This is a genomic window from Arthrobacter sp. 10N410, assembly GCF_056394945.1.
The window spans coordinates 194337-215418 of the sequence record NZ_JBFTIP010000002.1; the positions used below are offsets into that span (position 1 = coordinate 194337).

Here is a 21082-nt window from a genome sequence, read left to right on the forward strand (position 1 = left end):
AAGGCTTGAGTACGACGGCGGGCGCCCGCCCGCCGTCGTACGCTTTAACTTAGAGAACAACCCAACATTGAGGGGATGACATGACCGAGAAGGTCAAGCTGCTTAGCCACGTCGAGGCGATCAACTGGAACCGGATCCAGGACGACAAGGACGTTGACGTCTGGAACCGCCTGGTCAACAACTTCTGGCTGCCGGAGAAGGTGCCGCTGTCCAACGACGTGCAGTCGTGGGCGACGCTTACCCCGGACGAGCAGCAGCTCACCATGCGCGTGTTTACCGGCCTGACCCTGCTGGACACCATCCAGGGCACCGTCGGCGCCGTCTCGCTCATTCCGGACGCCCTTACCCCGCACGAAGAGGCTGTCTACACGAACATCGCGTTCATGGAGTCCGTGCACGCCAAGAGCTACTCCTCCATCTTCTCCACGCTGGCCTCCACCAAGGAGATCGACGAGGCGTTCCGCTGGTCCACCGAGAACGAGAACCTTCAGAAGAAGGCCCAGATCGTCATGGACTACTACCAGGGCGACGACCCGCTGAAGCGCAAGGTGGCTTCCACGCTGCTGGAGAGCTTCCTGTTCTACTCCGGCTTCTACCTTCCGATGTACTGGTCCTCACGGGCCAAGCTGACGAACACGGCCGACCTGATCCGCCTGATCATCCGCGACGAAGCCGTGCACGGCTACTACATCGGCTACAAGTTCCAGAAGGGCCTGGAAGGTCTCTCCGAGGAGCGCAAGCAGGAGATCAAGGACTACACGTTCGAGCTCCTCTTCGAGCTGTACGAGAACGAAGTCCAGTACACGCACGACCTTTACGACTCCGTCGGCCTGGCCGAGGACGTCAAGAAGTTCTTGCACTACAACGCCAACAAGGCGCTGATGAATCTGGGCTACGAGGCCATGTTCCCGGCCTCCGTCACCGACGTGAACCCGGCGATCCTCTCGGCCCTGTCACCCAACGCGGACGAGAACCACGACTTCTTCTCCGGGTCGGGGTCGTCGTATGTGATCGGCAAGGCTGTTAACACTGAGGATGATGACTGGGACTTCTAGGTCCTTGTGAGATCGGAAGCTAGTTGGCATTCCTCCAAGTAGGTGTCACTGAAGCGAGCCCTGCGCGATGAATCGTGCAGGGCTCGCTTCGTGAGCTTCGTCCATGGTTTGTAGCAGTGGCGCGGTCGTCTTTCACCACGAGATTGACCACGGACACGCCCACGCGCTGACTGAGCTGGCCAGGGGACGAGACATCCACACGCGCTCCGCCCCCTCGGCCGTGGGTACCGCAGCTTCGACTTAGAACACGAGAACGAGGCACCCGGGGACCTGCCCTCGGCCGTCCGCACACATGAGGTTGGACAGTGCCGGGACCCGGACTCCGAACCCGCGTCCCGGAGCGGAATTCTTCCTCGCCCGGAGTGGTTCCAAGAGTATGGCCCTTCCCCTTCCCCGGATTTCCATTCTCGACCGTGCCAACGCACGGGACGGGTTTCCTGCTGCGGACGCCCTGAACCGGGTGCTGGAACGGGCCCAGCGGGCCGAGGAATGGGGTTACCACCGCTTCTGGGTTGCAGAGCACCACGCGGTGCCAGGCATTGCCGGTTCCGTTCCGGCCGTGCTGATGGCCGCCGTTGCTGCCCGGACGCATTCCATCCGGGTCGGTTCAGGAGGCATCATGCTCCCCAACCACCAACCACTCGTGGTGGCCGAACAGGCGGCCACGCTGGAGGCTCTGCATCCCGCACGGATCGACCTGGGCGTCGGCCGGTCTGTCGGTTTCACCCCGGCAGTCCGGAATGCGCTGGGCGCCGGGAAACAGGACGCGGAGCGGTTTGGAGAGCCGCTGGCCCAACTGCTGGCTTACCTGTCCGGAGCCGCGCCCATCACTGCCCGGCCGCGGAACGATTCGGCTACACCGGTATTCGTGCTGGCCACCGGTTCGGGAATCGATATTGCAGCCCGTGCCGGCCTGGCTGTGGTGCTGGGCGGGCCGGCCGTGTTCCGGACGGATCAGAACGGCACACTCCCGGCGCTGGAAAGGTACCGCTCACAGTTCCGTCCATCACGCTGGTTCGAGCGGCCCTATATCCTGGTTTCCGCCAACGTAGCAGTGGCCGCCACCCGCCAGGCAGCGAGGGAACTGCTTCTGCCCGAAGCCGTCGCGCTGGCCCGTTCCAGGACCACCGGCGAATTCGCTGCCTTGGCGCCCGTGGGTCCGACCGAATGGGCCGGGCTGACTCGCCGGGAAAAGGAAGCGGTCGAAATGAGCCTGTCCACATCGCTCTACGGCACGGCCTCCGAGGTGCGGACCCAAGTCCAGCACCTGCTCGCGGCCTCCGGAGCTAACGAGTTGCTGGTCACTGGCGGAGCCTTCGATGTCGCGGCACAGGCGGAATCCGACCGGATCCTGGCCGGGCTTTTCCCCCAAGACGAGCGCCGCAGCATGGACGACCGCCGTGGATTCGCGGCATCCCACTGACGCCCACCTGACTTGACGCCGCCTAGCGCCCTCCCAGCGCGAGCAGCCATTCCGGCCCGGCCCGGTCCTGTAAATGCGCTCTGGTGGAGGAGCTACTGCTCGGCGCCGCCGTGCAGGGGGTCGTTGCTGGCGTCGGTGTCTGGTGTTGCGCCGAGGTCCTCCGGGGGCAGGTCGATGTTCCCGATCGCCTCGGACATATTGGGCATTCCGGGGACGCTGTAAGTATCCGGAAAGATGCCGTGGGCTTGTTCCTCGATCAGGGCTTCCTCTTCGCTGAAGCGGATCTCGTTCGCTTCGTCGCCGACGTCGCCCGGGACGTCCTCGCTGAACTTTGACGGGTTCGGAACTATAAAGCCGTTGAAGCTGCCTTCGCTGTTGCCGGTCATTGGTTCATCCTTTCGTAAAGCCTCAATCACCTCAGCGTATGCCCGGCAGCTCAGGTATGACCCGGACGCGGCCGGGCGACTTTAAGGAGCGCTGGAGAGGGATAGGGTCAATGCGCACCCCGGCAGTGTTGCATTGGGCAGTCGGGCGAGGGCGATCGATGCAATATTGACGGAGGACACGACGGCGCCGAAGAAGCAGCGCATACGGCCCCCGGATCCTGTGCGCTGTCCACAACCGGGGACGATTCTTATTCTTCTACCCTCTGGTCAGCAAAAGACGAGCCCGCACCCGGTCCGGGGGAAGGGAATGCGGCGAGCGCGGCATGGGCTTTGCCCGACAGCACTCGCCCTCATCATTCCAGCGGTCATCCTTGCGTTCTCATTCGGAACCGCACCCGCACGTGGTGCCGTCGCGGGCGGCCTTACGGGGGGCACAATCATCATCTGGCCATACCTAGCGGGCCAGGGGACAGCATCCAAGATTGGGAGCTAAGCAGGGTGGAACACCCGTCCACCCGACTCCCTCCAGAAGTAGATGTCCCATCCGTAAAGAGCCAGTTCGCTTCGAAGTCTTACTGGGTGTGTCCCTATTCGGGTTGTGAGTGCACTCATCTGCCGATGATCGAGCCTCTACGGAACTCGCCCGCGACAAGGAACCCCGCGGCTGAGGGCAGGTTCGCCTCCCCGCGGCCGCCTTTAAACGTGGTCGAGCACATGATCGCGCGGTGGGGTCTGGCTCGTACGAGTGCGCCGTTCGTGGGTGATGACAGTGGCGGCCAGGGCGATGCTGAGGCCAACGACGGTCTCGAGGGCCCGCTGAGTCAGGAGGGTGCCGATCGAGGCGGGCAGCATGAGATCGCCGAGCAGAAGGGCCATCGGGGTGAAGAAGACCAGGCCGAGGCTGTAGTTGCGCCCGGTTGTCAGCTCGGTGCACGCCTGGAGCACGGCGATCACGATGATCGCGGCATAGCTGCTGGGGTGGGCGGCCAGGACGAGGGCTGCGACGCCGAGGCCGGCGGCGGTGCCGATCACCCGCTGGGCAGCGCGCGTGAGGCTGGCGTGCAGGTCGGGTGCCGACATGGGGACGGACGCCGTGACGAAGGTCCAGTAGGGGTGGCCGATGCCGCTGGTCGCGACGGCGAGGGCGGCGGCGGCGATACCGAGCAGATAGCGGGCGGCGTGGCGGCCCACCGGGTCGGACGGGCGTAGGCCGCGCCACGACAGCCGATACCGCACCGGGTCGCCGCCGTCGCGGGCGGTGCGACCCGGGAGGGCGAGCAGCAGTGCGAAGACGGCCGCGCCAGTCGCAGCGAGGGCGGCTGCGGGCACCGTGCTCAGCGCGATCGGGACCGTGGCCGAGGCTGTAAGGGCGAAGACCGGGTTGAGAGCTCCGGCCGGATGCCATCGGCCCAGCTCGGCTAGCACTACCGCGACGCCGGCCCAGGCGGCCGCGACCGGGACGAGCAGCCAGAGCCGGAACGGGACGGTCGCCACTAGGGCGCCGACGACGACGCCGACCACCATCACCAGGCCCGCCTGCGCCTGCATGGTTAGGCGTACCCGACCCGGCTCGTGTCGGCCGTACAGGGCGGCGAAGGCACCGATCGCCGCATACAGCAGCAGGTCGCCGCGACCGGACGCCAAGCAAGCCACCAGCGGCACGAAGATAGCCAGGCTTGCGCGCAGGGCGGTCCAATGGGCGCCGGCATGCGGGCCCAGATCGAAGACTGCCGCCCACCAGGACCGCGTGGGGGTGGCCTGCGTCATTTTAACCTTCCGAGGTGGTACAGGAATGAAGTACCTCAAGGTTACTACACGTATGAACTACTATTGAGTTGACCGAGGCGACCGCCACGGAGGCGCGGAGGAGCCGGATGGACCAGGACGCAGACAGCCTGCCCGCTCATGGCGACGTCGTAGACCGGATGCAGCGTGAGTGGGCCCTGCTGCGCCCGGACCTGAGCTTCACCAGCCTCGGGGTGATCCACCGCGTGCTGCGCGCTTCCCGCCTCATCCTCGAAGCCAGTGACGCCTTCCTCGCCGACTACGGGCTCACCCGCGGCGAGCTGGACGTGCTTTCCGCGCTGCGCCGTACGGGCGAACCTCTGAGCCCAACGACGCTGGCCCAGACGCTGCTTGCCCCGCGCTCCGCGATCACCATGCGGCTGAACGCCCTCCAGGCTCGGGGACTGCTGAGCCGGACGGCCAACCCGGCCGACGGCCGCTCGTCCCTGCTCGTCCTCACCGACACTGGCGCCGCGCTCGTGGACGAGGTGATTCCCGCCCAGCTCGCCCTCGAAGATGCCCTACTCGGTGAAGCCCCGGCCTGGGCCATCGAGGGCTTGGTCGGTCCTCTGCGGGCACTGACCTCGGTGTGGGAGCAAGGACGAGGCCACCAAGCCGGGTCCAGCAAGGACCGGCGGAACGGCGCGCTCGAGCCCTCCGGATGAGCCGCAGCAGCGCGCGCTTCGGGTGAGCATCAGCCGACGCGCTACCGGGCTCCGCGTGGTAGACCACCAACGGCGCGCTGCTCCAACCTGAGGACGAAGAGCTACCGCGCGATGCGCGGTGGTCATCAGCCCTGCCGACTCCCGACGCCGGCAGCTTGTTTAGGGGACTATTTGCGCAACGCTGCCCAGGCTTGGAAACCGCCGATAGGGTCGGTCGCGCGGGTCAGTCCCAGCCGTCGCAGGGTGTGTGCAGCGAGACTCGAGCTGTAACCTTCATTGCAGACCACCACGATCCGCCGTGCGGGGTTGTCAGCGATCGGGAGCCGGTGGGGGCTGGAAGGGTCCAGCCGCCACTCGAGAACGTTTCGGTCAATAACGACCGCTCCCGGAAGATCACCGTCGCGGTCTCGCTGATCGACCGGCCGCGTGTCGACAACGAGGGCGCCCGCTGCCATCTCTCGCTCAAGATCCGAAGCGTGAACACGCTCGAGCCCCATGCGGCTCTCAAGTAGTAATTCGTTGATCGTAAGCGTTGCAGGGGAAGCGCTCGGATCTAGGACCCGTTGGCAGATCGGAACGCCGTCATCGGAGATTTCACACTGCGTCACGGTTTTCCTCGCTCTGCCTGCTGATCCGTCTGTCGTTCCACCCCCAAGCGGAACCATGAGCTATTTTGGTCATCAATCCAAGGGCATGGAGGGAATCATGTCAATACACGTCAGTCATGCACTACGGCCATGCCCGGCCTCTCTCGGCGGAGTCGGCCCGTGCCGCGGGATGAGGTGCGAGGCTGGGGCCCCGCGGGAATAAGAACCCCCGACAAGAGGTTGGATTGTCGTGTGAAAAACATCGGATTCCTGTCCTTTGGCCATTGGACCGACCACCCGGAGTCCGGCACGCGCAGCGCGTCGGACGCGCTGTTGCAGGCGATCGATCTTGCGGTCGCGGCCGAGGAGCTGGGGGCGGACGGCGCGTACTTCCGCGTCCACCACTTCGCGCGGCAGTACGCCTCCCCATTCCCGTTGCTCGCCGCCATCGGGGCACGGACCAGCCGCATCGAGATTGGTACCGGCGTGATCGACATGCGCTACGAGAACCCGCTCTACATGGCGGAGGACGCCGGTGCGGCCGATCTGATCTCGGGCGGCCGGCTGCAGCTGGGCATAAGTAGGGGTTCACCCGAGCAGGTCATCGACGGGTGGCGTCACTTCGGCTTCGCCCCCGCCGAGGGCGAGTCGGACGCCGATATGGGCCGCAGGCACACCGAGCGCCTGCTCGAGGTGCTCACTGGCGAGGGCTTCGCGGCGCCGAGCCCCCGCCCGATGTTCCCGAACCCTCCGGGCCTGCTGCGCGTGGAGCCGCATTCGGAGGGCCTGCGTGAGCGCATCTGGTGGGGTTCCGGCTCGAACGCCACGGCTATCTGGGCGGCGAAGCTCGGCATGAACCTGCAGAGCTCCACGCTCAAGGATGACGAGAGCGGCAAGCCCTTCCACGTCCAGCAGGCCGAGCAGATCGAGCTCTACCGGCAGGCCTGGAAGGAGGCGGGGCACGAGCGGGAGCCGCGCGTTTCGGTCAGCCGTAGCATCTTCGCCCTGACGGACGAGCGCGACTGGCAATACTTCGGCCGCGACCGCCGCAGCTCGGACCAGGTGGGCAACATCGACGAGAATACGCGCGCGGTATTTGGCCGGTCCTATGCGGGTGCCCCGGATGAGCTGGCCGCGAAGCTGGCGGAGGACGAGGCGGTCGCCACGGCAGACACCCTACTGCTCACGGTCCCGAACCAGCTCGGTGTCGACTACAACGCCCACGTCATCGAGTCGATTCTGAAGTATGTGGCGCCGCAGCTCGGCTGGCGCTGACCCCGCGTGGCAGCTTCCCCCTGGGAGACTGCTGAATTAGTGGCGCGGTTGGCTGGTGCTGTACGCGTGCCGGAGCGCCCCCTTTGAGCGCGAGCAAGGCCAGCCCCAGCATCTCGAGCCCAGTCCAGGCGAGCGTCCCGCCCCAAATCTCGGCGGAGAAGCTGAGGGCCCCATCGTGGAGTGCCACACCGGCGAAGTAGGCGGCCCAGAACACGACGGGCGAGAGTGCTGCCGCGGTCATGAGCCTTGCCTGGTGGCCCGGGGCCGGGCGGACCGCTGCCCACACCACTCCCACGAGCAGGGAACCGACGAGGGCCACCGGCACGAGCCAGGCGTCCCGCATCGCGACCATAAGCTGCATCGCTACGGAGGGTACGAGTGCCATGGCCGCGGGCACCGCTGCGTTCACGTGCCAGCGCAGCGACAGCAACAGGACGGGCACGAAGAGCACGGCCGTTGAGACGAAGAACGATCCCAAGGCGACCAGGATGGCCGACGACGTCGGAGCCGTCACCGCGGGCTGGGCTGCGGAGCCGGTGTACGTCTGGACGAGGCCATGGCGCGCGAAGACAGCGAATTCCTGCAGGATGAACGCCGCAACCATGCCCGAAAGCATCGCGCTCACGACGGCCGGCACCAGCTGTGGCCGTGACCGCTCTGGCGCGTGCCATGCGGCGGAAAACGGCGCGCTGAGGATCAGGAATGCGCCCGCAGCAAGTCCCAGATGGGACGGGCTGAACAGCGCCTTGAGGTTCTGCTCAATTCCGAAGACCGAATGCCAGGCGAAGTCGGCCACCCCGGAGGCAAGGAAGAGGAAGACGCCTGCAGCGGCGGGTCCGTAGCCTGCCGGGATCGCTTCCGTCCACCGCATGCCCGGTGCGTGCCGGCGCCACGTCAGGGCGGCGAGCCAGAGGGCGCAGGCAGCAAAGCCCGAGTAGAGGACCGCGTGCCAAGGCGTGAAGAAGCTCTCAAGGTCGTGGAGGTTGTTGTGGGCCCAGCCGTCCACGTACGTCCCGCCGAGGAGCCAGACCCCGGCGGCGAGGGTGATGGTGTCTTCAGCGACCGTAGTGGGACGGTGCACTGAGACCTGCGGAATGGCCAAGGCGTTGGCGGCTGCGGCGTCCATGGTTCCACAGTAGGACTCGCGGCCTTTGGGGGCGAGAGGCTAAAAGCCCGGGGGTCACCGCATCACGGTGCGGTGACCGGCATCCAGACGCCGGGTCCAGCCGCGCGAGTCCAGATATTCAAGCAAGGGGACCGCGACCCGTCGAGTTGTGCCGAGGGCCTGGCGTGCCTGGCTGGTGGTGAAGGGCTGCTCCAAGCGGGCCAGTTCGCGCATCGCCAGGGCCGGGGCCGTAGGCAGCAGCACCACCCCGTCGCGCAACCGCAAGAGCCGCCCGGTGCGCTCGCCGGCAGCGAGCTCCCGGGCGCCCAGGCCCAGTGCGGCCAGCTCATCGGTTTCCGGGGCATGGAAGGCGTTTTCAGTGAGCCTGCGCTCCAGCTCGGCGACCGCCGGCCCGGCGGCGCCCAGGTTGCCTTGGGTCCCTGGCAGCCGGACGTGGCCGCCCTCCTGTTCGAGACTTGCTTCGCGGATGACCGGGTCAAGAAGCCGCTCATCGGGCAGTTTGAGAAGGTCCCGGGCCGCGCCTCGGGAAAGGCCCGGGGCGAGAGGATCGCGCTCCTGCAGTTCCCCGAGCGCCGTACGCAGCCGACGCTGCCATGCCTCGAAGAGGGGAGCGTGCACCCACCAGTCGCCGAGAACCCGGACGCCGGGTGGCGCCGCCTCGTGCGCAGACAATAGCCCGAGCCGACGCAGGTGCTCTTCCTGCACGGCCCCGCGGCCTGCCACTTCCCCAAGCACGTCTCCGGCGGCGTCCATGCCTGCGAGCCGCTCAGCCCAGTGGACGCCGTCCCCGCGCCGCCGCAAGGCCGGCGGATCGGCGTCGAGCACCTGCGCGCCGCCCAGCACCGAGCGGGTCCCGGGGTCCCGCAGCACCAGACGGTCTCCGAGAACGAGCGGCAGGCGCCGGTCCAGGACAAGCCGGGCGTGATCGGCACCGAAGGGACGCAGCCGGGCCGGCACGGCAGCGGTTCCGGCATGCACCATGAGCTGCTCCGGTACGTCCGTGTAGGCCACGCCGGTTGTGCGCTGGATGCCCAGGACGCCCGTGACGGGCCACGCGTCGGGGGTCAGCAACGCGTCTCCCCGTCGGACGTCGGCGGCGGAAACATCGCGCAGGTTCAGTGCCACCCGGTTGACCGGCCCCAGCGAGGAGTACGACGTGTCGCGGCTTTGCAGGCCGCGGACCACGACGGACCGCGAGCCATCGTGGCCAAGCAGCTCCAGCCGGTCACCTTGAGCAAGTGTTCCCGCTGCCAAAGTTCCGGTCACCACGGTTCCGGCACCCTTGATGGTAAACGAGCGGTCCACCCACAGCCGGAGCCGGCCTGTGGTGGCGGGGGCGGGCACCCCGGCCAGAACGCCGTCGAGCGTGGCACGCAGTTCGGTCAGCCCGGTGCCCTCGATGGCAGACACAGCCACTGCGGGCGCATCCGCCAGACCTGTCCCGGCCAGCTCTCTGCGCGTCCGGGCGAGCACTTCACCAACCTGCCCGGGTGCCCGGTCGGTTCGGCTAATGACTACGACGCCGTACTCGATGCCCAGCGCCGCGACGGCGTCCCGGTGGTCGCTTGACTGCGCCTGCCAGCCTCCATCGGCAGCGACGACGAAGCAGACGACGGGAGCGGGTCCGATTCCGGCGAGCATGTTCCCGAGGAACCGTTCGTGGCCCGGTACGTCCACGAAGGCAACATCCTGCCCGGAAGGCAACGTGGTCCAGGCATAGCCCAGGTCAATGGTCAGCCCACGGCGCCGCTCTTCCTCCCAGCGATCCGGTTCCATGCCGGTAAGCGCGCGCACCAGCGTGCTCTTGCCGCAATCGACGTGTCCGGCGGTGGCAACGACATGCACGGTTCAGCCCGCCCTGCCTGCATCCGAATCCGTGAGGGTCGCCAGCGCCTGGCGCACCGCGTCGAGTATCCGGTCATCGTCCGCTTCGGGCACGCAGCGCAGATCGAGCAGGCAGGAGCCGTCATGGACGCGCGGGAGCACGGCTGGGTCGCCGGTTCGCAGGGGCGCCGCGAGCGCTTCGGGTAGCCGGAGCGCCCACCCCTGCAGCGCCACGCCGGGCGCTCCGCCGCCGCCGACCCGGCCGTCGTGCGCGACCACCGGTACCCCGAGTGCCGCGGCGAGCCGGCCGGTACGGTTCCGCAACCACTCCGGGTCCGCGTGCAGGGCCCGGACAACCGGCGGTGCTTCACCCGCGACCGTCGCCTCCAGCGCCGCGAGGGCCAGTTTATCGGCCCGCACTGCTCGGGCCAGCGGGTGGCGTGCCAGCCGGGAGATGATCTCCGTCCGGCCGAGCAGCAGACCGGCCTGTGGTCCGCCCAGGAGTTTGTCGCCGCTGGCGATCACGACGTCGGCCCCGCTTGCCAGCGCGGTGGCAGCGTCCGGTTCTGCGGGAAGAAGCGGATCGGGCGCCAGCAGTCCACTGCCGAGATCGGCCACGAGGGCGACCCCGTGCGCCGCGGCGAGCCTGCTCAGTTCGTCCAATGGAACAGCGGAGGTGAATCCGTCCACCCGGAAGTTGCTCGGGTGGACCTTGAGGAGGCAGCCGGTGGCTGGTCCGATGGCGTCGGCGTAGTCCCGCAGGTGTGTGCGGTTGGTCGTGCCCACCTCGTGCAGTGTCGCGCCCGTTGATTCGATCAGGTCGGGAAGCCGGAAGCCGGCACCGATCTCAACCAGTTCGCCGCGGCTCACCACCACCTCCCGGCCCGCGGCGAGGGCCGTGGTGGCCAGCACCAGCGCCGCAGCCCCGTTGTTGACCACCAGAGCGTCCTCGGCAGCGGGACAGGCGGCGAGCAATGCGGCCCGGGCACCGGCGCCGCGGCGGGCGCGGCTGCCGGTTGCCAGGTCGAGCTCCACGTCGACGTAGCCGCTGGCTGCGACAAGAGCTTCGACCGCGGCCGCGGACAGCGGGGCGCGGCCGAGGTTGGTGTGGACGACTACGCCGGTTGCGTTGAGCACCGGGCGCAGGGTGGTCGCCCTGCGTGCGGCGACGGCGGTGAGCAGGGCCGGTTCCACCTGGCCGGGAGCGAGTTCACCGCGCCGCGCCCGCTCCTGGGTTTGCCGGACGAGTTCACCGATGAGTTGTGCACTCAGACGACTCCGGGCCGCGCGGACGGCCGGCAATGCCAGCAGATCGTCGGTGCGCGGAATCAGGCGGCGGGGATCGACCTGGTCCACACAGTCCCTCTTCCTTCCGCGGCATTGCGTGACGGTGGTTGGCGGAGGCGGACGGGAATCGAACCCGCCAGGCCGAGATACTCAGCCTCACCGGTTTTGAAGACCGGGGGGCCCACCAGGACCCGGACGCCACCGCGTTCAATGTAGCAGATTGCCCCCGGGGGTAGCCTAGGGGTGTGAAAGAGACCGAGACGTCTATTCCGCAGCTCAAAAACGACGGCGTCGGCGCAGTCCGGCTCACCGGCTATGCCCACGGTGGGGGCTGCGCGTGCAAGATTCCGCCCGGCGAACTCGAAGAAGCGGTGCGCGGCCTTACCGGCCAGCCAGGAGCGGACGTGCTGGTGGGTCTTGACAGCGGCGACGACGCAGCCGCCGTCCTGGTGCGCGGCGACCTGGCGGTATTGTCCACCGCCGACTTCTTCACTCCCGTGGTCGACGACGCCTTTGACTGGGGCCGGATTGCTGCCGCCAACGCGCTCTCTGACATTTACGCCATGGGCGGCCGCCCGATCATGGCAATCAACCTCGTCGGTTGGCCCCGCGGCGTGCTGCCGCTCGAGTTGATGACTGAAGTGCTCCGCGGCGGCCTGAGCGTCGCCTCCGAGGCGGGGTGCCCGGTGATTGGCGGGCATTCGATTGACGATCCCGAGCCGAAATACGGCATGGCGGTCACCGGCGTCGCCCATCCGGACCGGTTGCTGCGCAACGACGCCGCCCGGCCCGGGCTGCCGCTCACCCTCACGAAGCCGATCGGCGTCGGACTGCTCAATAACCGGCACAAGCAGACCGGTGAAGTGTTCGCGGAAGCCGTGGCGACGATGACGCGCCTCAACCGCGACGCCGCCGAGTCCGCGGTGGCGGCCGGCGTGCGGGCGGCCACGGACGTGACGGGTTTCGGGCTGCTTGGACATTTGTACAAGATGTGCCGCGCCTCCGGAGTGGGGGCAGTGATCGACCGGGCGGCGCTGCCACTCGTCGAGGGCGCCCGGGAGGCGTTGCGGGACGGCTTTGTCTCCGGCGGGACGCGGCGCAACCTCGATTGGGTTCGACCGCACCTGCAGACCGAGGCGGGCGTCACTGAAGACGATCTGCTGCTGCTTGCCGATGCGCAGACTTCCGGCGGCTTGCTCGTGGTCGGCGAGGTGCCAGGCTATCCAGTGATCGGGCATACCGTCGTCGGTCAGGGCATCGAGATCCGCTGAACCCGGGATCTCCTGAACCCACGGTCCTCTAGAACAGCATCCCCTAGAGCACAGCGGACTCGTCAGCCGGCAGTGGTGATCGAGTCTCCGGTGATGCCGGCGGCGCGGCGGGCGGCGAGACGGTTCTTCTGCGGTTCGATCGTATACCGCGGGTCCCGAGCCGAGGCAAGGCCGGCCTCGAACACCCCGAACCGGGTCAGCCCCGAGGCGGCCAGCAGTGCCAGTCCCGAGGCCGCGGCCACCGCCCGGTTGCGTCCGCCCAACAGTGCCCCCAGTCCGCCCGCAACGGCTAGCCGCTCGCTCCATTTCAGCATGACACCTGCCTTGCCCTGATGCAGGGGCTCGGCGACCACCGGGTCCATCCGGTGCTCCATCACCCGCATGGCCACCACGTCACCCATCACGCCCAGCACCGCAAGTTTCCGTGCCGGGCCCGCCTCCTGTGCCGGAGTCGTGATCATCGCGAGCCCGGCAGAAGCGAGGGCCGCGGAACTCACGAAAACGAAGGGCAGTTCCTCGTGCGCGGCGTTCCAGGTGGGGGTGGCCGTGTCACCGAGCAGGACCGCCGTGTACGCCGCCAGCGGTCCGGCGAAAAACGCGGCCTCGAAGCCGGCCGGTCCCTCGACCGCGTACAGCAGGTTCCGCAACGGCCCCAGCGGCAACCGCGCTCCGGTCATCCGATCGACCTCCGCTGCCGCCGAGACCGCCGCGCCCACGCTGAATGCGCTGAGAATCCACGAGCCCACGCTCATCGGCGAGGTCAGTTTGATGGTCCGCAGCATGTTCAGGAAGCGCTCCGGCCTGCCCAGATCCTTCAACAGCGCAACGGTGCCCATGCTTGCTGCCGTCAGGGCACTCAGCCGGGCATTCCGGCGCAGCGTCGGCCGCCCGGTCAGCTGGCCGCCGAGACCGAGCAGTGCAGAGCCGGCCGCCACGCCGCCAAGGAACAGGTAGGCGGCCACATCTTCGGTCCAGGGTGCCGGTTTGACCACGGGACGGCCGTAGTACGAGGTGAATTCCGGCTCCGGGACCATAGGCATTTCTCGGGAACCGTCACCGCCGTCGCGGCGGCCGGTGCCGCGCTTGCCGCCAGCCCGACGCCGGCGGGCAGGTTCGGGCGGCCGAAAGCTGTCGAACTCAGAGTGGGTCACGCGCGCCCTCCCAGGAAAGCCAGCGCCGCAGCGGCGGCCATGCCGGCGACGGCCATACCGGCCCGCCGGTACATCTGCGGCAGATCGGCGGTTGGCACTCTCGGATCCGGCGGAAGCCCGTACACTTCCGGTTCGTCGAGCAGGAGGAAGACCGCTCCGGTTCCGCCGACGCCGTCGAGTTCGTTCGCACCATAGAGCCTGGCTTCCGTGAGTCCCTGCTGGTGCAGGGCGGCGACCCGCTCCCGGGCGGTCTCCACCATGTCGTCATGGTTGCCGTACTTGATGGACGTCGTCGGGCAGGCTTTAGCGCAAGCGGGCGTCTCATCGTCGACCAGCCGGTCGTAGCACAGCGTGCACTTCTGGGCGACGCCGACGTTGGGGACGGCGGGCTGCTTGGCGTGCGGCTCCTCCCGTTGGGCGGCCACCGCCACCATGCCGTCGCTGCGGCGCTCAATCACGCCGAAGGGACACCCGGCCACGCAGGTTCCGCAGCCGTTGCACACATCGTCCTGGACCACCACCGTGCCGAACTCGGTGCGGAACAGCGCTCCGGTCGGGCAGACATCAAGGCACCCGGCGTGCGTGCAGTGCTTGCAGACATCGGAGGACATCAACCAACGGAAGTCTGCCGTGTCCGGCGGCGTCGTATCCACATTCGCCAGGTCCGCCCCGGCGGACGCCGCCGTCGGGGGAGGCCCGATGCGGGGCATGCCGAGGTTGACCAGCGCGCGCCCGGATTCCCGCGCCTCGGTAATGCGTTCCTGGCCCTGTTCAACGAAGGCAACATGCCGCCAGGTGCTGGCGCCGAGTCCTCCGGTGTTGTCATAGGAGGATCCCAGCAGCTCCAGGTTCCCGTCGTGGGGGTTGTGGTTCCACTCCTTGCAGGCCACTTCGCAGGCCTTGCAGCCGATGCAGATGGAGGTGTCTGTGAAGAACCCCTTGCGCGGCTGCTGGTCCTCCCACCGGGCATCGGCGGCGGGGTCGGTCGGTCCGGACAGCTGGCCCATCTAATCCTCCAACATCGAGTCGGCATCCGGAACGGTGCCGCCCGGATCGGTAACGAGTCGGTTCCCGGTCTCGGTCGTCGCTCCGGCCCGGGCCTGGTACTCAGCAACCAGGGAAAGCAGCTCCGCCCCGCGGGGCCGGCGGCCCGGACGGATGTCACAGGAGGCGGCCTTGGATTCCTGGATCTGGACGTTGGGGTCCAGCGTCACGCCCAACAGGTCATTGGCCGCGTCACCGCTGACCACAGCATCCGCTCCGACGCCCCAGTGGTACGGCAACCCGATCTGATGGACGGTGTGGCCGCCGACGGCCAGCGGTTTCATCCGCTCGGTGACGAGCACCTTCGCCTCGATGGCGGAGCGGGCCGAAATGATGGTGGCCCACCCGTACGGCTCAAGCCCGCGCTCAGCGGCCAGCTCGGGAGAGACCTCGCAGAACATTTCCGGCTGCAGCTCCGAGAGGTACGGCAACCAGCGGCTCATTCCGCCGGCCGTGTGGTGCTCGGTCAGCCGGTACGTGGTGAAGACGTAGGGGTAGACGCCCGCGCCACTGGTACCGGCGCTTGGTGCACTGAGGTTGTCTGCGCGGGGGTACACCAGCCGGGCCGGATTTTGCTGCTGCGGGTAAAGGCCATTGGCCACCGGCGATTCCTGCGGTTCGTAGTGGGTGGGAAGGGGGCCGTCGACGACGCCCTTCGGCGCGAACAACCATCCCTTGCCGTCTGACTGCATGATGAAGGGATCATCTCCTGTCAGGGCGGCCGGACCACCGAGATCGGGGTCGGGTTGGCTGCCCGGTGCAAGGTCAACCGGGAAGTCGGGAACGTCGTCTCCGACCCAACGTCCCTGCTCCTGGTCCCACCAGATGTATTTCTTCCGCTCGCTCCACGGTTTACCGGCCGGGTCGGCCGACGCCCGGTTGTAGAGGATCCGGCGGTTGGCCGGCCAGGCCCAGCCCCATTCCGAGGCAACAGGCCCTTGCTCATGGCCCGGTTTCCGGTTGGCGGCATGGTTGATGCCGTCGGCGTAGACGCCGGTGTAGATCCAGCAGCCCGCCGACGTGGAACCGTCGGCGCGCAGCTCTGTATACGCGGAGAGCGGTTTGCCTGCGTCCGGGCCGCTGAGGTGGCGGCCGTTGATCTCGGCCAGCACCGCCTCGCCGTCGGGCTCGCCGTGTTCGTCGGTGGGGTAATCCCAGGTGAGGTCGAGCAGCGGACGGTCGCGTTCATCCTCCGAACCCGCCAGTTTTTCGCGGATCCGCTGGCCCAGCTCAAAGAAAAACTGCAATTCACTTTGACACGCACCAGGCGGTGCCACCGCCTGGTGCCGCCACTGCAGCAGCCGTTGGGTCTGCGTGAACGAGCCGGCCTTTTCGACGTGGCTTGCTGCAGGCAGGAAGAACACTTCGGTCTCGATGTCTTCGGTGCGCAGTTCGCCCGATTCGATCTCCGGGCCGTCCTTCCACCAGGTCGCCGACTCGATGAGGTTCAGGTCGCGCACCACCAGCCACTTCAAGTGCGACATGCCAAGGCGTTGCATCCGGCCGTTGGACGAACCTACGGCGGGGTTCTGTCCGAGCAGAAAGTAGCCCTCCACCTTGTCCTCGAGCATGTCCATCACCGTCTGGTACGTGCCGTGCGCTCCGGTCAGTCTGGGAAGGTAGTCGTAGGCCCAGTCGTTCTCCGCGGTCGCGGCGTCGCCCCACCAGGCCTTCAGCAGGCTGATGACGTAGGAGTCGGCGTCCGCCCAGAAGCCCTTCTGCTTCTTCGACGCGATCGCATCCAGGTATTCGCTGAAGGTGTCGTGGCGTCCGGCGCTGGGCATCGGCAGGTAACCGGGCAGCAGGTTGAACAGGGTTGGAATATCCGTGGAGCCTTGGATGCTTGCATGCCCGCGCAGGGCCATAATTCCGCTGCCCGGGCGGCCCACGTTGCCGAGCAGAAGCTGCAGGATAGCGGCGGCCCGGATGAACTGCGCTCCGAGCGTGTGCTGGGTCCAGCCGACGGCGTAGGCAAAGCACGTTGTCCGTTCGCGCCCCGAGTTTTCCGTGATGGCGTGGGCCAGATACTCGAAGTCCTTGGCGTTGATGCCACACATATCCTGGACCATCTCCGGGGTGTAACGGGCGTAATGGCGCTTCAGGATCTGGAAGACGGTCCGGGGGTCCTGCAGGGTATCGTCACGCTGCACTTGGGCGTGTTCCAGGGCGGGGCCCCCGCTGCCGAACTGGTCTCCCGCGGCCCGATCCGACGCGTGGGAGCCGTGCTCGGTGCCCGCCCCAGCGTCCCCGATGGTGCCTCCGCCCTGTTCCGCGTACGACCATGACGCCATGTCGTATGCTCCGGTTTCGGGATCGTAGCCGGAGAACAGGCCGCCAAGGTCCTCGGCGTCGCGGTAATCGGCGTGAACCAGCGTGGCCGCGTTCGTGTAGGCGCTGACGTACTCCTTGAACCACAGGTCGTTGGTGATCACGTAGTTAATCAGCGCGCCCAGGAGGACAACGTCAGAGCCGGCCCGGATGGGGATGTGCTTATCCGCGACGGCCGAGGTGCGCGTGAACCTGGGGTCGACGTGGATGACCTTCGCTCCGCGGGCCTTGGCCTCCGCAACCCACTGGTATCCCACAGGATGGCATTCGGCCATATTGGAACCCTGAATGATGATGCAGTCGGCGTTGGCCATATCTTGCAGTGATTGCGTCGCACCACCGCGTCCAAACGAGGCTCCCAAACTGGGAACCGTGGAGGAGTGTCAAATGCGGGCTTGGTTCTCGATTTGCACTGCTCCGGCAGCCGTGAAGAGTTTCTTGATCAGGTAGTTCTCTTCGTTGTCCAGGGTTGCCCCGCCCAGCGAGGCTATGCCCATGGTGCGTCGAAGCAGCCGGCCTTTTTCGTCTTCCTGCTGCCAGGTCCGGCGGCGGGAGTCGACGAAGCGGTCCGCCACCATGTCGATGGCAGTTTCCAGATCCAAATGCTGCCACTGGGTGGAGCGTGGCGCACGGTAGAGCACCTCGGTCTGTCGGCCCGGCGAGTTGACCAACTGCTCGCTCGCCGAGCCCTTGGGGCACAACCGGCCACGGGAAATCGGCGAATCGGGATCGCCTTCGATCTGAACGACCTTTTCGTCCTTGACGTAGACCCGCTGTCCACAGCCCACGGCACAATACGGGCACACGCTCTGCACGACGCGGTCTGCGGTGGCCGTGCGCGGGGTGATGTCCCTCGTCCGCGGGGAGGTTACCGCCGGGCCGCGTCCCAGCAGATCGCCCGTGCTGAACTGCCGGACGACCGGCCACTGAAGAAAACTGCGCCGAGCCATGGCAGGAGCCTACACAATCCGGGGCCCCAACGACAGGGTGTCGATGAAGCGTTCCGTGCTGCCCATCGCCTCCGACGTTTCAGCGGGCCGTTGGAGTGCACGGCCGCCGTTATCCAGGCGAGCCGTCGAACAAATCCGGAGAAGTCCTGGATAAGTGCGGCTTGTCCGCATCGCGGCGCCGGGACCCGGGGGCCGGACATTGTGGGCCGAAGTCCGAGCTAATGCTTGGCCGTCCGGTGCCGGAAGAAAACCCCTGCCGAGAGGGTCCGGCAGGAGATTCCGGACGTAGTATCAGCGCATACGGAAGAACTGAGGTGAGCAGATGAACACCGACGCATCACAGACGGACGGCCCTTCCGGGCAGCCAGAACAGGGCGGGAGTGGCAGCGGCGGACTGGCCACACGGCTCAGCGACCTGGCCAGGGAGCTGCAGCACGAACATGATCCCGACAGGGTGCTTGCCGGGATAGTGCAGGCCGCCGTCCAGCTCATCCCCGGCGCCGCCGATGCGTCCATCAGCGTGGTCACTGGCCGGAAGAAGATCGATTCACCGGTCGCTTCGGGAGACCTTCCCCGCAGGGTTGACGCTCTGCAAAGCACATCCGGACAGGGGCCGTGCCTGGACGCGGCCTACGAAGACCGGATTGTGCGGGTGCCCGACCTCAGCAGTGAGACCCGTTGGCCGGCCTTCTCCCGCGGCGCCGTTGAGCTTGGGGCGCGCAGCATGCTTTCAATCCAGTTGTTCGTCGAAGGCGACCGGCTGGGTGCGTTGAACCTGTATGGCGCCAGTCCGAACGCTTTCGACCTAGAGTCGGAGCAAATTGGGCTGCTCGTCGCCGCCCACGCAGCGGTGGCCTTCGCCGACTCCCAGAAAATCAGCCAGCTCAATGAGGCGCTGGTCTCCCGCCAGCTCATCGGCCAGGCCGAAGGCATCCTCATGGAGCGTTACAAACTAACCGCCCAGCAGGCCTTTCTGGTCCTCTCACGCGCCAGCACCACGTCCAACACGAAACTGCGTGAGGTGGCAGAAAACCTGACCAGTAGCGGAGAAATGTCGACCGAAATACCTCCGCGTCCAAAGTAGGGCAGTGCCGCGGCAGATCGTCAGTTCGCGCCTGCCCCGTCCCCGGAGGGCTCATCGTCGCGCGGTGCGCCGCCCCGGCGCCTGACTACTTCCTCATCGACAAGGAGAAGGAGCTCGCTGGCGCCGGTCCGGCCGCCGAGGCTCTGCGCCTGACGCAGTGATTGGCGCAACTTCAACAGGTCTTCAGCGGGCACGAACGGCCATCTCCCGAAATGGTGGAATATCCGCTCGTGGTAGCCGGAGCTGCTTAGTTCCATCACGCGGCCGTCCGCGTTGGGGCACTGGGGCGGCACCCGGCGCGTGGGTGATGGCTGCGAATGGTCCGGGCCCCGGCCTGGCTAAGGGCGGGGAGCGTTTCAGGGCAATCCACGAGGAGCTGGTCAAGATCAAGCAGGACGTCAAAGCCGGGCAGGACGCGCGTCGCGCGTCGCACCACAGCAAGGAGGCCTTAAACGTTCCTGGGGGTCAACCGGCCGGTGGGTCGAAGGGTAACGGCGGCGGCGTCCATGTCGACGGCGACAGTTACGGAGAGTTTCGCGGGCATACAGTGTGTCCTCTGGAAAAGAACGGAGGCCACTGCCTGACCTCTTCCAGAGTATCGGAGTATGGCTGGAACGGACCCGTTGTGACGACACTATTCCCGGCGGCGTCAGCGCGCCGACGGTCGGTCGCCGGGCTGCGACCAGCGCCTGCGACGGTCCGACGAGTTGATCCGCCCGCGGATCCGCCCGCTAGCTGCGGCCGCCGCACGACGGCGTCACCAGCCGCCGCGCGTTGGGGTGTGACCCTTCCGGGCGTCGTCGGGCATCGGCATTTCGGCCCGCAGGCCCAGGAGCCGGATGGGCCTGCCCGCTTCGATTGCGGCCGCAAGGTCCAACGCCTGCGCGAGGATCTCGTCCCGGTCGAATGTCTCCGGAATCTTCCTTGCGTGGGTCTTGGTGACGAACGGCGCGTACCGAACCTTCAAGGTCAGCCCAATGACGGGTCGTCCTTCGGCCGCAACATCCTCGAGGACGCGCGCTGTCAGCTCCCTGACAGCGCCGGCCACCTGGGCTGCCTCGGTCAGGTCGTGCTGGAAGGTGGTCTCCCTGCTGTGACCGCGGGCAACCCACGGGGTGGCGTCCACCACGCTGGTGCCGTCGCCACGTGCCAGCTCCGCGTACCAGGGACCCATTCTGGGGCCGAACTCCGGGACCAGGTCCTGAGGGTCGGCGGCGGCGAGCTCGGCGACAGTGTTGATGCCGAGCTTGGCCAGCCGGCCGGACACCTTGGTTCCGACGCCCCACAGCTCCTTGGTGGGCAGGCTGCCCATGACCTCGAGCCAGTTCTCGGAAGTGAGGCGGAAGACGCCGGCCGGCTTGCCGAAACCGGTGGCCACCTTGGCACGGACCAGGGTGTCGCCGATGCCCACGCTGCAATGCAGCTGCGTTTGCTCCAGGACGGCGGCCTGCACCTGCCGGGCGTAGGCTTCCGGATCCTCTGACTCGATGCCGACAAAGGCTTCATCCCAACCCAGCACCTGGACGGTGGCGCCCGGCTGCGCGCGCAGGGTAGCCATCACCGTTTCAGACGCCGCGAGGTATGCCTCGTGATCGACGGGCAGGATCACGGCGTCGGGCACTTTCCGGGCCGCAATGCGCAAGGGCATTCCGGATCCCACCCCGAACGCCCTGGCTTCGTAGGACGCGGTGGAGACCACCGCCCGTTCCGTGGGATCGCCGCGGCCGCCGACGATGATCGGCTTGCCCGCAAGCTCCGGCCGCCGGAGCACTTCGACGGCGGCGATGAACTGGTCGAGATCGACGTGCAGCACCCACCGGATTCCGTCCACGCCACCAGTC

General features: G+C 67.3%; 16 protein-coding genes and 1 tRNA gene. 6 read left to right on the plus strand and 11 right to left on the minus strand.

What is annotated here, in order from left to right; genetic code table 11:
- Window positions 1-80 precede the first annotated feature (80 nt).
- A complete protein-coding gene (nrdF, locus tag AC1DB8_RS05425; RefSeq protein WP_018773326.1) occupies window positions 81-1055 on the plus strand; it encodes a class 1b ribonucleoside-diphosphate reductase subunit beta in 975 nt (324 codons plus the stop codon).
- Window positions 1056-1431: 376 nt separating this feature from the next.
- Window positions 1432-2478, plus strand: coding sequence for an MsnO8 family LLM class oxidoreductase (locus AC1DB8_RS05430; RefSeq protein WP_476892400.1), 1047 nt, complete (start codon window positions 1432-1434; stop codon window positions 2476-2478).
- Window positions 2479-2570: 92 nt separating this feature from the next.
- Here AC1DB8_RS05430 and AC1DB8_RS05435 read toward each other — a convergent pair whose 3' ends face one another.
- Entirely contained in the window at window positions 2571-2864 is a 294-nt protein-coding gene (locus AC1DB8_RS05435) for a hypothetical protein (RefSeq protein ID WP_476892401.1), read from the minus strand.
- A gap of 696 nt (window positions 2865-3560) precedes the next feature.
- A complete protein-coding gene (locus tag AC1DB8_RS05440; protein ID WP_476892402.1) occupies window positions 3561-4508 on the minus strand; it encodes an FUSC family protein in 948 nt (315 codons plus the stop codon).
- Between the two features lie 230 nt (window positions 4509-4738).
- Here AC1DB8_RS05440 and AC1DB8_RS05445 point away from each other — a divergent pair, with 230 nt between their 5' ends.
- The gene (locus tag AC1DB8_RS05445) at window positions 4739-5314 is read left to right on the plus strand and encodes a MarR family winged helix-turn-helix transcriptional regulator (protein WP_441417618.1); all 576 of its coding nucleotides are present in this window, start codon (window positions 4739-4741) and stop codon (window positions 5312-5314) included.
- A gap of 167 nt (window positions 5315-5481) precedes the next feature.
- Here the strand turns inward: AC1DB8_RS05445 and AC1DB8_RS05450 are convergent, their stop codons facing one another.
- Window positions 5482-5979: a rhodanese-like domain-containing protein gene (locus AC1DB8_RS05450; RefSeq protein WP_476892403.1), complete on the minus strand. Its 498-nt coding sequence runs from the start codon at window positions 5977-5979 to the stop codon at window positions 5482-5484.
- A gap of 174 nt (window positions 5980-6153) precedes the next feature.
- Between AC1DB8_RS05450 and AC1DB8_RS05455 the strand changes: the two genes are divergently transcribed.
- Window positions 6154-7176 (plus strand): LLM class flavin-dependent oxidoreductase, encoded by a 1023-nt coding sequence (locus AC1DB8_RS05455; RefSeq protein WP_476892404.1) that lies wholly within the window; start codon window positions 6154-6156, stop codon window positions 7174-7176.
- Here the strand turns inward: AC1DB8_RS05455 and AC1DB8_RS05460 are convergent.
- From AC1DB8_RS05460 to AC1DB8_RS05475, 4 genes are all read right to left on the minus strand, one after another.
- Complete coding sequence (locus AC1DB8_RS05460; protein WP_476892405.1) at window positions 7127-8302, minus strand: hypothetical protein; 1176 nt, start codon at window positions 8300-8302, stop codon at window positions 7127-7129. The two genes, AC1DB8_RS05455 and AC1DB8_RS05460, sit on opposite strands and share 50 nt — an antisense overlap.
- Window positions 8303-8356: 54 nt before the next feature.
- The gene (gene selB, locus AC1DB8_RS05465) at window positions 8357-10147 is read right to left on the minus strand and encodes a selenocysteine-specific translation elongation factor (protein WP_476892406.1); all 1791 of its coding nucleotides are present in this window, start codon (window positions 10145-10147) and stop codon (window positions 8357-8359) included.
- A 3-nt stretch (window positions 10148-10150) separates the two neighbouring features.
- Window positions 10151-11482: an L-seryl-tRNA(Sec) selenium transferase gene (selA, locus tag AC1DB8_RS05470; protein ID WP_476892407.1), complete on the minus strand. Its 1332-nt coding sequence runs from the start codon at window positions 11480-11482 to the stop codon at window positions 10151-10153.
- A 39-nt stretch (window positions 11483-11521) separates the two neighbouring features.
- Window positions 11522-11616, minus strand: a tRNA-Sec gene (locus AC1DB8_RS05475).
- Window positions 11617-11658: 42 nt separating this feature from the next.
- On the opposite strand from AC1DB8_RS05475, the gene selD reads away from it, so the two are divergent.
- Window positions 11659-12684: a selenide, water dikinase SelD gene (gene selD, locus AC1DB8_RS05480; RefSeq protein WP_476892408.1), complete on the plus strand. Its 1026-nt coding sequence runs from the start codon at window positions 11659-11661 to the stop codon at window positions 12682-12684.
- A 62-nt stretch (window positions 12685-12746) separates the two neighbouring features.
- Here the strand turns inward: selD and nrfD are convergent, their stop codons facing one another.
- Genes nrfD through fdh form a run of 3 tightly spaced genes read right to left on the minus strand, consistent with a single transcriptional unit; the run spans window position 12747 to window position 18157 of the window.
- Window positions 12747-13835: an NrfD/PsrC family molybdoenzyme membrane anchor subunit gene (gene nrfD, locus AC1DB8_RS05485; RefSeq protein ID WP_476892409.1), complete on the minus strand. Its 1089-nt coding sequence runs from the start codon at window positions 13833-13835 to the stop codon at window positions 12747-12749.
- On the minus strand, window positions 13832-14842 hold the full coding sequence (locus AC1DB8_RS05490) for a 4Fe-4S dicluster domain-containing protein (protein WP_476892410.1): 1011 nt from the start codon (window positions 14840-14842) through the stop codon (window positions 13832-13834). Before AC1DB8_RS05490 ends, nrfD begins: the two co-directional genes overlap by 4 nt.
- A complete protein-coding gene (gene fdh / locus AC1DB8_RS05495; protein WP_476892411.1) occupies window positions 14843-18157 on the minus strand; it encodes a formate dehydrogenase in 3315 nt (1104 codons plus the stop codon).
- Window positions 18158-18479: 322 nt separating this feature from the next.
- Here fdh and AC1DB8_RS05500 point away from each other — a divergent pair, with 322 nt between their 5' ends.
- Window positions 18480-19241, plus strand: coding sequence for a GAF and ANTAR domain-containing protein (locus tag AC1DB8_RS05500; protein ID WP_476892412.1), 762 nt, complete (start codon window positions 18480-18482; stop codon window positions 19239-19241).
- A 757-nt stretch (window positions 19242-19998) separates the two neighbouring features.
- Here AC1DB8_RS05500 and AC1DB8_RS05505 read toward each other — a convergent pair.
- Complete coding sequence (locus tag AC1DB8_RS05505) at window positions 19999-21072, minus strand: DNA polymerase IV (RefSeq protein WP_476892413.1); 1074 nt, start codon at window positions 21070-21072, stop codon at window positions 19999-20001.
- Between the last annotated feature and the right edge of the window lie 10 nt (window positions 21073-21082).

What these genes read in the sequence shown, in the direction of transcription:
- nrdF (WP_018773326.1), top strand. Translation starts at nt 81, where the DNA reads ATGACCGAGAAGGTCAAGCTGCTTAGCCACGTCGAGGCGATCAACTGG.
- AC1DB8_RS05430 (WP_476892400.1), top strand. Translation starts at nt 1,432, where the DNA reads ATGGCCCTTCCCCTTCCCCGGATTTCCATTCTCGACCGTGCCAACGCA.
- AC1DB8_RS05435 (WP_476892401.1), bottom strand. Translation starts at nt 2,864, where the DNA reads ATGACCGGCAACAGCGAAGGCAGCTTCAACGGCTTTATAGTTCCGAAC.
- AC1DB8_RS05445 (WP_441417618.1), top strand. Translation starts at nt 4,739, where the DNA reads ATGGACCAGGACGCAGACAGCCTGCCCGCTCATGGCGACGTCGTAGAC.
- AC1DB8_RS05450 (WP_476892403.1), bottom strand. Translation starts at nt 5,979, where the DNA reads ATGGTTCCGCTTGGGGGTGGAACGACAGACGGATCAGCAGGCAGAGCG.
- AC1DB8_RS05460 (WP_476892405.1), bottom strand. Translation starts at nt 8,302, where the DNA reads ATGGACGCCGCAGCCGCCAACGCCTTGGCCATTCCGCAGGTCTCAGTG.
- AC1DB8_RS05490 (WP_476892410.1), bottom strand. Translation starts at nt 14,842, where the DNA reads ATGGGCCAGCTGTCCGGACCGACCGACCCCGCCGCCGATGCCCGGTGG.
- AC1DB8_RS05500 (WP_476892412.1), top strand. Translation starts at nt 18,480, where the DNA reads ATGAACACCGACGCATCACAGACGGACGGCCCTTCCGGGCAGCCAGAA.